Genomic DNA, 14,389 nt, shown 5'->3' with positions numbered 1-14,389 from the left:
TCACCTAAAACTTTCTAAAACGTTCATAGCGTCTTACTAATAGCTCTTCAGCAGATAAATTTTGCAGCTTATCTAATTCAGTTTGTAAAACTTGCTCAATATTTTGACATACTTGCAGATGGTCTGCTGGCTCGTCAATAATACCTTCAATTACCTTTTGCCGTAACAGATCCTTTGGTGTTAACCGCATCACTTCCGCAGCTTCTGCTGCTTTTTTAGCATCTTTCCATAAAATAGAAGCAAAACCTTCAGGAGACAAAACAGAATAAATACTATCTTCTAGCATCCACACTCCGTCACCACAGGCAAGAGCTAAAGCACCGCCTGATCCACCTTCACCATATATTATGGTAATAATTGGCGTTTTAGCTTGGCCAATACGCAAAAGATTTTGCGCAATTGCTTCACCTTGGCCATTTTCTTCTGCACTTTTACCTGGATAAGCACCCGCAGTATCTACAAATAAAAATACTGGTCGATGAAACTTAGCTGCATTTTCTACTAAGCGACAAGCTTTGCGATATCCGCTAGGCTCTGGTTGGCCAAAGTGCTTTTCTATTCGTTCATTTAGACTATGGCCGCGACTAGTAGTAATGACAGTTACCGGTTGACCATGAAACGTTGCTAATCCGCCAACAATTGCTGGATCATCACCACTTAAGCCATCACCATGCAATTCAAAGAAATCTGGAAAAAGGACTTTTCTTAATTCATGACCTGAGATATGTTTTTCATCCCTAGCTGCCTGAACAACTTCCATTGCTTTCTTAGTCATTTGCTTCACCACCAAACTTCAAAAGCCACTCGATTGTGCTTCTTTCATCTTGTCTTTTGACTATATGATCAATAAAGCCGTGTTTAAGCACATTCTCCGCATCCTGCAAATCAGGAGCAATCTCTTGGTGGATTGTTTGCTCAATTACACGTCGACCGGCAAAGCCAACCATTGCATGTGGTTCAGCTAGAGTTATGTCTGCTTCTGTCGCAAAACTGGCAGTTACTCCTCCAGTAGTTGGATCAGTTAAAACAGCAATATACAAAAGACCAGCTTGACTGTGCTTAGCAACGGCATTGGATACTTTAGCCATTTGCATTAATGATAAGATACCTTCTTGCATGCGGGCACCACCAGATGCAGTAAATAAAACAACAGGCAATCCTTTTTTTGTAGCTTTTTCAAATAAACGGGTAATTTTTTCACCAGTCATTTGACCTAATGAACCCATAATAAAGGTGGGATCCATGATGCCTAGTGCAAAGCTTTGACCGTCAATCTTAGCCTGTCCTGTCAAAACAGCTTCATTAAGGCCACTATTTTTCTTTGCTTTAGTTATCTTTTGATCATAATTGGGAAATTTGAGTGGATCTGAAGGCGAAATCTCGCTGTCCCATTCCTCAAAATCATCGACTAACCATTCAATTCGCTTTTTAGCGGGAATTCTAAAACCATAATCACAATTAGGGCAGGTCAAATATGAATCTAACTGATTAGCAAAAATTTCAGTATGACACTTCGGACATTTCTTAAGTATGCCATCAGGAACGCGATCATCGGCAACTTTATTCGCCTTCACATGCTTTTCAGTTAACGTATTTTTATGCGGAAACAGCTTGACCATGTGCACGCTCCTTCCATTTAGGTAAAAATTCCTTCTCTAAATAAGTATTAGTAAATTTGCTGCTCTTAAATCCGGGATCCTTTAAAATTGCTAAATGAAATTCTTGGTTTGTAGTAATTCCGCGAATAACCATTTCTTTTAACAACCGTTCCATTTTAGCAATTGCTTCTGTACGAGTTTGACAGAAAGCTACTACCTTGGCAATCATCGAATCATAGAATGGTGAAATCATGCCGCCTTGATAAAGTGCAGTATCGATTCGCATCCCTGGATTGCCAATTGGTAAATAAAGATAATCAATATTCCCTACTGAAGGCATAAAATTATTGGCCGGATCTTCCGCATTAATGCGGCATTCGATTGCATGTCCCTTTGCCTTTAAATCAGCTTGAGTAAAAGGCAAATCTTGACCTGCAGCAACCATAATCTGAGCTTTTACTAGATCAATACCCGTAACCATTTCAGTAACAGTGTGTTCAACCTGAATACGAGTATTCATTTCCATAAAATAAAAATGATGGTCTTGATCCATTAAAAACTCAATGGTACCAGTATTTACATAATCTACTGCTTCTGCTGCTTTGACTGCAATTTCACCCAAATGCTTTCGTTCAGCAGGAGTAATTAACTCACAAGGACTCTCTTCAAGCACCTTTTGCTTATTTCTCTGCAATGAACAGTCTCGCTCCGGGAAGTACACAGTATGACCAAAACTATCCCTAAAAATTTGGACCTCAATATGCTTTACATTTTGCATAACTTTTTCCAAATACATGCGATCATCACCAAAATCATTTTTAGCTTCGCTTTGAGCAGAGGCTAATGCGGCAGCCATTTCTTCGGGTTTTGTAACCTGGCGAATGCCTTTACCGCCACCGCCAGCTGCTGCCTTTAACAAAACTGGATAGCCTATTTTTTCCGCAATTTGCTTAGCTTCATCAGCTGAAGTAATAAAACCAGTACTACCTGGAGTAACTGGTACACGGTGAGCAACCATAGTTTGACGTGCATGTTCCTTATTTCCCATGCGATCAATTGTTTCAGCTTTTGGTCCAATAAAAATCAAGCCGCAATCAGTGCACATCTGGGCAAACTCAGCACTTTCTGACAAAAAACCATAACCTGGATGAATTGCTTCCGCACCTGTCCCTACAGCTGCTGCTAAAATATTTTTAATATTCAAATATGAATCAGTAGGCTGCGGTCCTCCTACACAGACTGCTTCATCAGCAAGCTGTACATGCAAACTATCACGATCAGCAGTTGAGTAAATTGCGACAGTCTTAATATTCATCTCTTTTAGCGAACGAATAATGCGAACTGCAATTTCGCCTCGATTTGCTACTAAAACTTTTTTAAACATCAATTTCACCTAGCCAATCATAAATGTTAATTCTGCTTCTGCAATTTTGTGTCCATCTATAGTAGCAATGCCTTTACCTACACCAATATTTTTGCGAATCTTGGTTAATTCAGTTTTTAACACTACTTGATCACCTGGACGAGCCTCTCTCATAAAATCAGCTTTTTGAATACCACCAAAATATGCAGTCTTGCCCTGAAAATCTGAAGTACTCAAAAGAGCTACCGCTCCAGTTTGAGCCATTGCTTCAACAATTAGCGGCGAGGGGAAAGCTGGATCACTTTTTGAAGAAGCTTGCACAAACTTTTCACTAAAACTCACATTATGAATCGCTGTAGCACTTTTTCCTTCTTCAAGATCAATTACACGATCTATCAAAAGCATCGGGTATCTGTGCGGAATAATTTTTTCTATAGCAGCAATGTCTAATTCTTTAGCCATTTTAATCTTCCTTTACTGAAATCAAGGGTTGATCGACTTCAACTAAATCTTCGTTCTCAACATTAATTGCTGTTACCGTTCCAGTTAAAGTACTCTTAATTTCTGTCATCATCTTCATGGCTTCAATGATGCAAACAGTTTGACCTTTTTCTACGTGATCACCCACCTTTACAAAGGCTGGTTGACCTGGTTTTGCTTGCAGATAAACAATACCCACAATTGGAGCCTTAACTGCCGCATCCTTAGCATCAGAAGTACTTTCCACTTCAGTATCTTCAGATTTAGCTAATGTTTTAGAAGCTGGTTCTTTATTTTCAACTACTGGAGCAGGTTTACTTTGCATCTTATTAATCTTGTTTTTACTCAAGTAAAGATGAAAATCATCCTCGTCAATTTTCAATTCTCTAATATCAGAATCTTCAAACTGATCCATTAAACTTGAAATTGCTTGCAAATCCATTAATTTTCACTCCATTTTCTAAATGCTAATACAGCATTATGTCCTCCAAAGCCAAAGGAATTAGAAATCGCATATTCAGTAGAAAAGCTTTGATTATCTTGATTAATTAAATTAATTGAACACTCAGGATCTTGATTAAAACATCCCACATTCATTGGAAACTTATCTTTCATCAAACCTGCTACAGTAATTACGGCTTCAATTGCGCCAGCTGCACCTAACAAGTGTCCTGTCATGCCCTTAGTTGAAGAAACGCGCACGCTGCTATCTGATCCAAATACCTGATTAATAGCCTTGCTTTCTCCGCTATCATTAGCATGAGTTGCTGTACCATGTGCATTAATATAACCTATCTCATCCGGCGTAATCCCAGCTTCATCAATTGCCATTTGCATTGCACGAGCTGCGCCTTTGCCATCTGGATCAGGTGACGTAATATGGTAGGCATCACTTGTTGTACCGTAGCCAACAATTTCTCCTAAAATCTTGGCACCACGCTTTTGTGCATGTTCCAAGCTTTCTAAAACCATTGCTCCACTGCCTTCGCCTAAGACAAAACCATTTCGATCTTGATCAAAAGGCAAAGAAGCACGGTCAGGATCTGTATTTTGTGATAAAGCAGTCAAAGCAGCAAAACCGGAGATTGCTGTTTCATTGACAGTCGCCTCACTACCACCAGTAATCATTGCTTGAGCTCGGCCTTCACGAATTTGACGATAAGCTTCACCGATCGAATTAGTACCCGAAGCACAAGCAGTCACAATTGAGGTAGAAATATTTTGTGCATTAAAACGAATTGAAATATTTCCGGCTGCCATATTAGCAATAGCCATAGGGATAAAAAATGGAGAAACTCGACGTGGACCTTTATCATGCATGCGAATAACTTGTTGTTCAATTGTAGTTAATCCACCGATACCTGAACCAAAAATCACACCTAAATCTTCAGGCTTAGTATTTTCTTCATTGATTCCGGCCATCTTCACTGCTTCTGATGCAGTTTGTACTGCATATTGAGAATACAGATCCATTCGGCGAGCCTCTTTTTTACCAACGTATTCCTTAGGATCAAAGTCATCTATTTCACCGGCAACCGTAATCCCAGTTTCACTCGCATCAAATTTACTAATCTTTTTAATGCCGATTTTACCTGCCAAACTATTGTTGACAAAGTTTTCATAGCCATTTCCATTAGGAGCGATGGCTCCCATTCCTGTAATTACGACTCTTTGCATTGAGATTTCTCCTACATTGTCATTCCACCATCAACCACGATAGTTTGACCCGTAATATAGTCATTTTGTGCCAAAAAAATAGCAGTCTCTGCCACTTCGTTAGCCTCACCTAGACGAGTTAATGGTATCTGCTCTAAAATATTCTTTTTTACTCTGTCTGATAATTTAGCGGTCATATCAGTATTAATCATTCCTGGTGCAATGGCATTCACACGAATATTACGCATAGCTGCTTCACGTGCTGCTGCTTTGGTAAAACCGACTAGACCTGCCTTAGCTGCAGCATAATTAGCTTGTCCTGCATTGCCATGTAAGCCGACTATACTGGACATGTTGATAACCACGCCGCTACGCTCTTTATTCATCTTTTTAATAATTGCCTTAGTTAAAAAGAAAGGAACTCGCAGATCAAGATTAATAACTTGATCGAAATCTGCTTCACGCATCCCGATCAACATTTTATCGCGATTAATACCAGCGTTATTGATTAACACGTCAATTTTCCCATATAGATCCCATGCTTTTTTAGCAAACTCTTTTAAATCTGTTTGTGCTAAATCAGCAGATAAATACTGATATTCCGCGTTTTCACTATCTAGAATAGCCTTAAATTCGTCGCTCAGTTGTTCATGTCGTCCATTAATAATGACCTTTGCACCCGCCTTAGCGAACGCTAAAGCCATCGCTTGACCAATGCCACGGGTTGAACCAGTAATCAAAACTACTTTATTTTTTAATTCCATGTTCTTCCTCAATAAATTTTTGATAATCTGTCAAATTACCAATATGATAGTGTTCAAGTTTGCGGTCAACTTGTCGTGCAAAGCTGGATAAAGTTTTTCCTGGACCGATTTCAAGAGTAGCGTCAATTCCTACTTGATCTATCAAATATTGCACACAAGAACCAAAATGAGTTGGCACAGCTAATTGTCTTTCCATAATTTCAGCCCAGTCATCAGTAAATGGTTTAACCGTAGTATTAGAAATTACTGGGATTTCAACTTGAGCAAAAGAAACGTTAGCAAGTCGTTGATGCATTTTTTTGCTTGCCTCGTTAAATAAAGGCGTATGAAAAGCACCATTTACTTTTAATTCGACAGCTCGCTTTGCTGCTTCCTGATCATTAATTTCTTGCACAGCCTTTTTAACTGCTGACTCTTCCCCACCAATTACAATTTGCTTAGGTGAATTAAAATTAGAAAAATATACTTGTTGGTCAGTATTTTGCAATGCCGTCAAAATTGCATTTACTTTATCAACATCTGGCTTGATTAACGCAGCCATGCTACTAGAAACTTGATCAGCATCTTCTTGCATATATTTTGCACGATCACTAACTAAACTAATTCCCTCTTTTAAAGAAATCGCTTTGCTGGCAATCATTGCCCCATATTCGCCTAAAGATAAGCCCACCATTCCAGCAGCATTAAAATCTGGCAAATCACGTTGTAACATCCGATAAATTCCGGCTTCAAAGGCAACTAAAGCTGGCTGAACATGAACTGTCTTTTTCAATTCATCATGCTCGCTCTTAAAATCAGCAACAATATCTTGACCGCTAGCTTCACTAGCAATTTCTACTGTTTCTTTAAAAAGCGGATCAGCTAAGAAATCAATTCCCATACCTGCCCTTTGAGCACCTTGACCGCTAAATAGTAAACCGAACTTCATTATTTTTGCTTGTCCATTTGATCCTTAACAAAATCAACTAATTGACTAATAGTTTGAATACTATCATCAGCGTCAAGTTCAATGTCATATTTATCTTCAAGTTCATTCAAGATTTCAAATAAATCTAAACTATCGGCATCTAAATCTTCTTTAATATTAGTGTCCATAGTGATCTTTTCAGGTTCAACATCTAATTCGTCTTGTGCAATTTCTTGAACATCTTTTAAAATTTCTTCTTTAGTCATTATTTTTACCTCTTATTTTCTAAAATTTAAATATTAGTGTGGCTACGGTTAATCCTCCGCCAAAACCACTCATGGCGACTAAATCGCCTTTCTTAATTACTTTATTAGCTACACATTCTGCTAAGAGAATTGCCTCACTGGCTGCAGCAGTATTGCCGTATTCAGCAATATTCATTGGGAACTTGCTTAGTGGTTGATCCAATTTTTTAGCGACTTGCTTAATTATTCGTTCATTAGCCTGATGCAATAAAAAATGATCTATTTCATCCAAATTAACATTAGCTTGTTGAGCGGCCAGTAAAATAGATTTAGGAACTTGATGCGTTGCGAAACGATATACTTCTCGACCGTCCATCTCAAAAGCAGACATTTTTCGATCATTTTCAAGCAAATCCTTTTTCGGCTTAGTATGACCAGCAGTTAACTTATTACCCATATTTCCAAAAGTTTTTAAATCCTGGCCTAATAAATGCTGATCATTGCTTACACTTAGTAATGCAGCTCCAGCACCATCGCCAAACAAAACGGCTGTCGAACGATCATGCCAATCAATCAACTTAGATAAAACTTCCGCACCGATTACAATCGCTTTGTGCCAGTGATTGCTAAGCAAAATGTTACGAGCTACAGAAATAGCATAAGAAAAGCCTGAACAAGCTGCAGACAAATCAAAGGCAACGGCATTCTTTGCTCCCAACATTCCTTGGACCATCGCCGCGGTACTCGGAGTCATATTATCAGGTGACATTGTCGCCACAATAATTAAGTCAATTTCGTCCGGAGAAAAGTTGCTTTTTTCTTGTAACTTCTCTACCGCACGAAATGCTAACGAAGAAGTATTTTCCTCTGTACTTATATGTCTTCGTCTGATTCCAGTCCGCTTACTAATCCATTCATCAGAAGTATCCATGAATGAAGCCAATTGATCATTTGTAACAACTCGTTCAGGCACTGCAAAACTAGTAGCTATAAACTCAACATCTTTCACGTTTTTCAATCCCATCTAGTGTGAATTGACGAATTTCTCCAAATTTTTAAAAGCGTGATAGATCGTTTGTAATTCATCATCATTTAAATTCTGCAAAAAGCTTTTAACCATCATGTTGTGATAAGCATGATAAGCACGGCATAATACTCGTCCTTTTTTGGTTAAAGCTAATCGAACTACTCTGCGATCTTTTTCATCACGAATTCTTTCTGCATATCCCTTACGGACAAGCCGATCGACTGTCGAAGTAACTGTAGCACGTGACAAATGCAACTTATCGGCCACTTGCGAAACGGTTAGATGATCATACATCGTAATCGCATCGATTGCATGTAACTCTTTAACAGTTAAATCTTTGAACTGACTCTTTTTAAGTTCTTCTTCTTCAATGCGATTAATACCGTAATAAGTGTTGTAAAGCGCATCATTTATCTCTTGATATAAGTGTTTCATAATCTAGTTCCTTTATCGTTTATATTCAACTTAAATTATAAAACAAAATCATTTAAATTATTTAAGAGAAAGAAAGTTCTGCACTACAAGCAAGCTTATCTTGGATATATGCTTCAGTTTTAAAAATAAATTCGTCTTTAAGCTTACGTTTAACTTTAATTGTTAACTGATCTCCTGGCTTAACCATTTCTCTAAAACGAGCTTTTTTAATTTGACTCAGTTTCAAAGCAGATCGATCATTATCAAGCAATACTTCACATCCCTGCGCTAACGCTTCAACGATCAATACTCCTGGCATCACCGGATTACCCGGAAAGTGCCCTTGAAAAAATTCTTCATTCATCGTTACATTCGTCAATGCAGTTAATTCATTCGAATTTTTTTCAAGAACACAATCTACTAAACTAAGCGGCTCACTACGTCCAGTTAGCCGTTCTATTTCTACGGCATTCAAGATCATTTAGTTCACCTCTTTATTTTGTTTATCAAATAGTTTGATATTCAAATTATTTGATAAACAAATCATATTACTTTCATTTAAAATGTCAATAGTTCAATTTCGTATAGAAAATCTTGAAATTGCTTTATTTAAACAATGAAAGCCGTTAAATTTATTTTTATTTTTTCTCAAAAAACAAAAAAGCCTTCCAATCGGAAAGCTTTTAAAGTCAAATATTCAAATTATTTTTATTCTTCAGGATCTGCATCTGAGTGGAACGTCATACTAAAACCGGCTTGAAATTCTTTATTAGGTTCCAAATGATTCATGCCATATTTATGTTCTAATTGACCATCTGCATCATCTCTGTCAGCAATTCCCCACCATGGCTCAATACATACATAATCCGCTGTCTTAGGATATTGTGACCAAATACCAACAAATGGTGCATTTCTGGTCCAAACATTAATATGGAATTTACTCTTGTCAGTTCTAAGTGATACTTTATTATCGTGTCCATGTAATTCATAAATTAAAGCATCATTCTTAAATAATTCATCACTCAAAGAAATAAAACTATCAGTTGAAGCTAATGAGCGGTTATTCCAATCAAGGAATGCGTTCTTTAAAGGAATTTTCACACGAGCTACAGATGGATGCATATCGAAGAAGTAATCTTCCTTCTTTTCATCATCTTTTATTGGCAAGTTAAATCCTGGATGTCCGCCAACACCAAAGATCATAGTGTCATCAGATTTATTTAAAACGCTAAAGTTTTCTTCAAGTAAATTATTCATCAAATTATAATTTACTCTAAATTCAAATTTGAAAGGATAAACCTTATGGGTTTCTTCGTTATCTTTTAACAAGAATGTGATACTTTCTTGAGTATGATTTTCAACCTCAAACTTAGAATCTCTTGCAAAACCATGTTGTCCTAAATGGTAAGTCTTACCCTTATAAGTATATTCGTCATTCTTCAGTCTACCTACAATTGGGAAAAGAACCGGTGCATGTCTTCCCCAAACTTTAGGATCAGCTTGCCACATAAATTCTTCACCAGTATGAACACTTTTAACACTTTGAATCTCAGCACCTTGATCTGAGATTACAACTTTAATCATATTATTTTCAATAGTATAATCCATAACTTAATTTGTCCTTACTTAGCTTATTTAATAATATCAAAAATATAATGTAATCGCTTTGATTACTTATATTTTAACATTAATCATTAAACAAAACAGATGCTTTTAACAAAAAACAGCTGGATAATCAGCTGTTACTTAATTTATAAATTATAAAATGAACTTAGTTAAGTCCTTGTTCATGATAATGTCATGTAATTTTTCTTCAACGTATGCTTCAGTAATGGTAATTTCGCCCATTTCCATATCAGGACCTTCATAGAGAACATCTTCAAGTAATTTTTCAAGAATAGTAGAAAGACGTCTGGCACCAATATTGTCTGTCCCTTGGTTAACATCAAAGGCAATTTGAGCAATCTTATCAACTGCTTCTTGAGTAAAGATTAACTTAATACCATCAGCCTTCATTAAAGCAATATATTGCTTAAGCAATGAATTTTGTGGATCCTTTAAAATCTTGACAAAGTCATCCTTAGTCAATGCATTAAGTTCTACTCTAATTGGAAAACGACCTTGCAATTCCGGAATCAAATCACTTGGCTTGCTTTCTGCAAAGGCACCAGCAGCAATAAATAAAATATGATCAGTTGAAACAGGACCATACTTAGTATTTACGGTTGAACCTTCAACGATTGGCAAAATATCTCTTTGTACACCTTCACGAGAAACTTCACCAGAATTACGCTTGTTACCAGCAATAATTTTGTCAATTTCATCGATAAAGATAATACCATTATTTTGGCTTCTCTCAATAGCGCGTTGATAAATAGTATCATAATCTACCATCTTGCGTGATTCTTCTTGAATCAAGACTTCACGTGCGTCACGAACAGATAAAGTACGCTTAACCTTCTTCTTTGGCATAATGTCATTAAGCATGGAGCCCATGTCCATTCCCATTTGTCCCATCATGTCACTCATTGGATTAGCTTTAGGAGCTTGTTCAACTTCAATGGTTACTTCACGATCTTCAAGCAAACCTTTATTTAGCTTTTCAGCAACATCCATCCGCTGATTTCTAACTTCATCAGTTACTTCTTCTTGATCGCCATTTTGATTATTTGGATTTGCACCGCCCATTAGCATAGACATCATGTCTTGCATTTGTTGCATTTGGTTTCCACGCTTTTCACGCTTAACACCAGGAGCAAGCAAACGAACCAATTGCTTGTTAGCTTCTTTAGTAGCTTGAGGCTTTACACGCGCAAATTGATCCTTTTCTTCCATACGTACGGCTTCGCCTACTAAATCACGGACCATTGATTCAACATCACGACCAACGTAACCTACTTCAGTAAATTTAGTAGCTTCTACCTTAACAAATGGTGCTTCTACAATTGAAGCTAAACGACGAGCAATTTCAGTTTTACCAACACCTGTAGGACCTGCCATTAGCAAGTTTTTAGGTGTAATTTCATGTTGCATTTGCTTAGACAATTGCATTCTACGATAACGGTTATAAAGAGCAATTGCAACTGACTTTTTAGCTTCATCTTGACCGATAATATATTCGTTTAAGATCTTAACTATTTCTTTTGGTGTTTTAATAGCCATACTTTACTCCTTAAATTTCATCGGTAACAATATGATCATCAGTAAAGACATCGATTCCTGAGGCAATTTTTACAGCTTCATGAGCGATTTCATCAGCTTGCATATCATTTGCATGACGTGTCATTGCAATAGCTGCTGCTTGTGCAAAGTTACCTCCTGAACCAATTGCCACAACGTTTTCATCTGGTTCAAGAACTTCACCATTACCTGAAATTAGTAACAAATCTTTATCATTAAATGCGATTAACATTGCGTTTAATTTTTGCAAAGTTGGATCCTTACGCCATGCTTGAGCCATTTCTACGGCTGCACGACGAAGATCACCACTATATGCTTCAAGCTTGCCTTCAAGCATATCTTGCAAGCTAACAGCGTCAGCAACACCACCGGCAAAACCAATAATTACACGATCATGGTAAATACGACGAATCTTACGTGCAGTTGCCTTAGCGATTACCTTTTCACCTAAAGTAACTTGTCCATCACCTGCAATTGCAGTTTTTCCATTAAATCTTACTGAACAAATTGTTGTCATATTAAACCTCAACTTTCTTTATTACGAGGGAAGTATTTTTCATAATCTGATTTTAAATGCGCCATTGTAACATGCGTATAAATCTGGGTAGCAGATAAACTACTGTGTCCTAATAGTTCTTGGACGCTGCGTAAATCCGCCCCATTATTAAGCATAGCGGTTGCAAAAGTATGACGCAACTCATGAGGGTGAACTTTTCCACTTATTCCAGCCTGATTAAAAGTTTTTTGCATCACATATTCAATTCCGCGTTTGCTCAAAGGCTTGCCTAAATTACTTAAAAAAACATGCTGTTCAGCATCATCTTTTAATAAATTAGGTCGTGCATCTTCAAGATACTTAACTAGCGATTTTTTTGTATGATCATCAAAAGCGACATAACGATCTTTATTTCCTTTACCATGGACCAAAATCGTTTGTAAATTAAGATCTATTTGATGCAAGGTTAAATTGCTAACTTCACTTACACGCATCCCCGTAGCGTAAAACAGTTCAAATAATGCCAAATTACGCACTGTCAAAGGCTGATTACCTTTCAGTGAGTCAAATACCTGCTTCAGCTCGTTCTCGTAAAAAAATTCTGGTAATTTTTTCTCCCCACGTCTTAGGACAATTCCCTGTGTGGGATCAATCTGGATAAATTTTCTTCGCGTTAAAAAGCGGAAAAATGAATGTAAACTCGACATTTGTCGCGCTTGACTGCTACGTGCTAATTTACGATCAGCTAAATTTTGTAAATAAATCTGAATATCACGTTCTTGCACATTCTTCCAGCCATCAAAGCCACCATTATTTTGCCAAAATTTTTTAGCTTCTAACAAGTCGGTTTGATAAGAAGAAATAGTTAAATCGCTATAATGTCGCTCATTTTGCAAATAAGAAATAAAATGAGTTAATTCATCTTGTTTTTCTGACATTAATCTAAAACTTCCGCTTTAAATTTATCTATGCTTTCGATACCACGTTCACTAATTTTTTCGTGACGTTCACGCTTTTTACGGATCTTCTTACCTTCCCAGGCAGGTAAAAGCGCAAAACTAGCATTCATTGGTTGAAAATGCTTGGCACTAGTAGTAGTAACATAATTTGCCATTGACCCTAATGCAGTGTCTTTAGGAAAGGCAATTGGCTCCTCACCTAAAGCTTCACGTGCAGCGTTAATTCCGGCTACTAAGCCACTTCCTGCACTTTCAACGTAGCCTTCAACACCTGTCATCTGTCCTGCAAAGAACAATCCAGGACGCTTCTTAGCTTCGTAACTAGCAGTCAACACGTCTGGAGAAGCCATATAAGTATTTCTGTGCATCTTGCCGTAACGAACAAAACGAGCATTTTCAAGTCCAGGAATCATAGAAAAGACCCTCTTTTGTTCACCATACTTCAAGTGAGTTTGGAAACCAACGATGTTATACATTGAAGCAGCAGCATTATCTTGACGAAGTTGGACTACTGCATATGGTGTTTCACCGGTATGAGGATTTTCCAGACCTACTGGTTTAAGCGGTCCGAACAACATCGTCTTAGCACCTCGAGCGGCCATAACTTCAATTGGCATACAACCTTCAAAAACATCATTCTTTTCAAAACCATGTAATTGAGCAGTTTCTGCTTTAATTAATTCACGAGTGAAGTTTTCATATTGTTCCTTGTTCATTGGACAATTTAAGTAAGCAGCTTCTCCGCGGTCGTAGCGTGATTTTTTATAAACAATATTCATATTAATTGAATCCGCAGCTACAATTGGAGCAGCGGCATCAAAGAAATGCAGACTATCTGTACCAGAAAACTTCTGAATTTGCTCAGCCAATGCGTCACTGGTTAAAGGACCAGTGGCAATAATAGTGATGCCTTCTGCCGGAATTTCAGTAATTTCTTCCTCATGAACTGTGACATTATCTAAGCCACGCAAAGTATCAGTTACGTATTTACTAAAACTGTCACGATCCACTGCTAATGCTCCACCAGCAGGAACTTGGGTCTTATCAGCGGCTTTCATAATCAATGAATCAAGATGACGCATTTCTTCTTTTAAAAGTCCTACTGCATTAGACAACTGATTAGAACGCATGGAGTTTGTGCAGACTAATTCCGCAAATTCGCCAGTTTCATGTGCAGGCGTCTCTTTTTGAGGACGCATTTCGTACAGGTCAACGTGAATTCCACGCTTAGCTAATTGCCAGGTTGCTTCACTTCCAGCAAGACCTGCTCCGATTACAGTTACATTTTTGGGCATTAAAT

General features: G+C 37.5%; 17 protein-coding genes. All 17 read right to left on the bottom strand.

What is annotated here, in order from left to right; translation table 11 throughout:
- Positions 1–4 precede the first annotated feature (4 nt).
- Positions 5–775, bottom strand: coding sequence for a carboxyltransferase subunit alpha (gene accA / locus CP357_RS00650; RefSeq protein WP_098036289.1), 771 nt, complete (start codon positions 773–775; stop codon positions 5–7).
- The gene (locus CP357_RS00645) at positions 768–1,619 is read right to left on the bottom strand and encodes an acetyl-CoA carboxylase carboxyltransferase subunit beta (protein WP_098036288.1); all 852 of its coding nucleotides are present in this window, start codon (positions 1,617–1,619) and stop codon (positions 768–770) included. Before CP357_RS00645 ends, accA begins: the two co-directional genes overlap by 8 nt.
- A complete protein-coding gene (accC, locus tag CP357_RS00640) occupies positions 1,597–2,982 on the bottom strand; it encodes an acetyl-CoA carboxylase biotin carboxylase subunit (protein ID WP_098036287.1) in 1,386 nt (461 codons plus the stop codon). The genes CP357_RS00645 and accC overlap by 23 nt, the downstream gene beginning before the upstream one ends.
- Before the next feature lie 9 nt (positions 2,983–2,991).
- Positions 2,992–3,423 (bottom strand): 3-hydroxyacyl-ACP dehydratase FabZ, encoded by a 432-nt coding sequence (gene fabZ, locus CP357_RS00635; protein WP_087235565.1) that lies wholly within the window; start codon positions 3,421–3,423, stop codon positions 2,992–2,994.
- A 1-nt stretch (position 3,424) separates the two neighbouring features.
- Positions 3,425–3,883: an acetyl-CoA carboxylase biotin carboxyl carrier protein gene (gene accB, locus CP357_RS00630; RefSeq protein WP_098036286.1), complete on the bottom strand. Its 459-nt coding sequence runs from the start codon at positions 3,881–3,883 to the stop codon at positions 3,425–3,427.
- Positions 3,883–5,118: a beta-ketoacyl-ACP synthase II gene (gene fabF, locus CP357_RS00625; protein WP_098036285.1), complete on the bottom strand. Its 1,236-nt coding sequence runs from the start codon at positions 5,116–5,118 to the stop codon at positions 3,883–3,885. The genes accB and fabF overlap by 1 nt, the downstream gene beginning before the upstream one ends.
- A gap of 11 nt (positions 5,119–5,129) precedes the next feature.
- The gene (locus tag CP357_RS00620; RefSeq protein WP_098036284.1) at positions 5,130–5,861 is read right to left on the bottom strand and encodes a 3-oxoacyl-ACP reductase family protein; all 732 of its coding nucleotides are present in this window, start codon (positions 5,859–5,861) and stop codon (positions 5,130–5,132) included.
- Complete coding sequence (locus CP357_RS00615; RefSeq protein ID WP_098036283.1) at positions 5,845–6,789, bottom strand: ACP S-malonyltransferase; 945 nt, start codon at positions 6,787–6,789, stop codon at positions 5,845–5,847. Before CP357_RS00615 ends, CP357_RS00620 begins: the two co-directional genes overlap by 17 nt.
- Positions 6,789–7,034 (bottom strand): acyl carrier protein, encoded by a 246-nt coding sequence (locus tag CP357_RS00610; protein WP_087176170.1) that lies wholly within the window; start codon positions 7,032–7,034, stop codon positions 6,789–6,791. Before CP357_RS00610 ends, CP357_RS00615 begins: the two co-directional genes overlap by 1 nt.
- 19 nt (positions 7,035–7,053) lie before the next feature.
- The gene (locus CP357_RS00605) at positions 7,054–8,022 is read right to left on the bottom strand and encodes a beta-ketoacyl-ACP synthase III (RefSeq protein WP_233187179.1); all 969 of its coding nucleotides are present in this window, start codon (positions 8,020–8,022) and stop codon (positions 7,054–7,056) included.
- 15 nt (positions 8,023–8,037) lie between these two features.
- Positions 8,038–8,475, bottom strand: a complete 438-nt coding sequence (locus tag CP357_RS00600) for a MarR family winged helix-turn-helix transcriptional regulator (RefSeq protein ID WP_087176172.1) — start codon at positions 8,473–8,475, stop codon at positions 8,038–8,040.
- A 61-nt stretch (positions 8,476–8,536) separates the two neighbouring features.
- On the bottom strand, positions 8,537–8,935 hold the full coding sequence (fabZ, locus tag CP357_RS00595) for a 3-hydroxyacyl-ACP dehydratase FabZ (RefSeq protein WP_098036281.1): 399 nt from the start codon (positions 8,933–8,935) through the stop codon (positions 8,537–8,539).
- Between the two features lie 227 nt (positions 8,936–9,162).
- The gene (locus tag CP357_RS00590; RefSeq protein ID WP_087235571.1) at positions 9,163–10,062 is read right to left on the bottom strand and encodes an aldose 1-epimerase family protein; all 900 of its coding nucleotides are present in this window, start codon (positions 10,060–10,062) and stop codon (positions 9,163–9,165) included.
- A gap of 150 nt (positions 10,063–10,212) precedes the next feature.
- Entirely contained in the window at positions 10,213–11,616 is a 1,404-nt protein-coding gene (hslU, locus tag CP357_RS00585) for an ATP-dependent protease ATPase subunit HslU (protein WP_025005760.1), read from the bottom strand.
- A gap of 10 nt (positions 11,617–11,626) precedes the next feature.
- Complete coding sequence (gene hslV / locus CP357_RS00580; RefSeq protein ID WP_014918884.1) at positions 11,627–12,151, bottom strand: HslVU peptidase proteolytic subunit; 525 nt, start codon at positions 12,149–12,151, stop codon at positions 11,627–11,629.
- A gap of 8 nt (positions 12,152–12,159) precedes the next feature.
- Positions 12,160–13,068: a site-specific tyrosine recombinase/integron integrase gene (gene xerA / locus CP357_RS00575; protein ID WP_098036280.1), complete on the bottom strand. Its 909-nt coding sequence runs from the start codon at positions 13,066–13,068 to the stop codon at positions 12,160–12,162.
- Positions 13,068–14,384 (bottom strand): methylenetetrahydrofolate--tRNA-(uracil(54)-C(5))-methyltransferase (FADH(2)-oxidizing) TrmFO, encoded by a 1,317-nt coding sequence (gene trmFO / locus CP357_RS00570; RefSeq protein WP_098036279.1) that lies wholly within the window; start codon positions 14,382–14,384, stop codon positions 13,068–13,070. Before trmFO ends, xerA begins: the two co-directional genes overlap by 1 nt.
- Between the last annotated feature and the right edge of the window lie 5 nt (positions 14,385–14,389).

This window comes from Lactobacillus sp. UMNPBX6, from assembly GCF_002553975.1.
Taxonomy (GTDB): domain Bacteria; phylum Bacillota; class Bacilli; order Lactobacillales; family Lactobacillaceae; genus Lactobacillus; species Lactobacillus gallinarum.
Note: the sequence above shows the minus strand (reverse complement) of the source record. Positions and strands in the feature narration are given on the sequence as shown.

Coding starts and splice junctions, on each gene's coding strand:
- accC (WP_098036287.1), bottom strand. CDS start 2,982: ATGTTTAAAAAAGTTTTAGTAGCAAATCGAGGCGAAATTGCAGTTCGC.
- fabZ (WP_098036281.1), bottom strand. CDS start 8,935: ATGATCTTGAATGCCGTAGAAATAGAACGGCTAACTGGACGTAGTGAG.
- CP357_RS00645 (WP_098036288.1), bottom strand. CDS start 1,619: ATGGTCAAGCTGTTTCCGCATAAAAATACGTTAACTGAAAAGCATGTG.
- accA (WP_098036289.1), bottom strand. CDS start 775: ATGACTAAGAAAGCAATGGAAGTTGTTCAGGCAGCTAGGGATGAAAAA.
- fabF (WP_098036285.1), bottom strand. CDS start 5,118: ATGCAAAGAGTCGTAATTACAGGAATGGGAGCCATCGCTCCTAATGGA.
- accB (WP_098036286.1), bottom strand. CDS start 3,883: ATGGATTTGCAAGCAATTTCAAGTTTAATGGATCAGTTTGAAGATTCT.
- fabZ (WP_087235565.1), bottom strand. CDS start 3,423: ATGGCTAAAGAATTAGACATTGCTGCTATAGAAAAAATTATTCCGCAC.
- CP357_RS00610 (WP_087176170.1), bottom strand. CDS start 7,034: ATGACTAAAGAAGAAATTTTAAAAGATGTTCAAGAAATTGCACAAGAC.
- hslV (WP_014918884.1), bottom strand. CDS start 12,151: ATGACAACAATTTGTTCAGTAAGATTTAATGGAAAAACTGCAATTGCA.
- hslU (WP_025005760.1), bottom strand. CDS start 11,616: ATGGCTATTAAAACACCAAAAGAAATAGTTAAGATCTTAAACGAATAT.
- CP357_RS00600 (WP_087176172.1), bottom strand. CDS start 8,475: ATGAAACACTTATATCAAGAGATAAATGATGCGCTTTACAACACTTAT.
- CP357_RS00615 (WP_098036283.1), bottom strand. CDS start 6,789: ATGAAGTTCGGTTTACTATTTAGCGGTCAAGGTGCTCAAAGGGCAGGT.
- CP357_RS00590 (WP_087235571.1), bottom strand. CDS start 10,062: ATGGATTATACTATTGAAAATAATATGATTAAAGTTGTAATCTCAGAT.
- xerA (WP_098036280.1), bottom strand. CDS start 13,068: ATGTCAGAAAAACAAGATGAATTAACTCATTTTATTTCTTATTTGCAA.
- CP357_RS00620 (WP_098036284.1), bottom strand. CDS start 5,861: ATGGAATTAAAAAATAAAGTAGTTTTGATTACTGGTTCAACCCGTGGC.
- trmFO (WP_098036279.1), bottom strand. CDS start 14,384: ATGCCCAAAAATGTAACTGTAATCGGAGCAGGTCTTGCTGGAAGTGAA.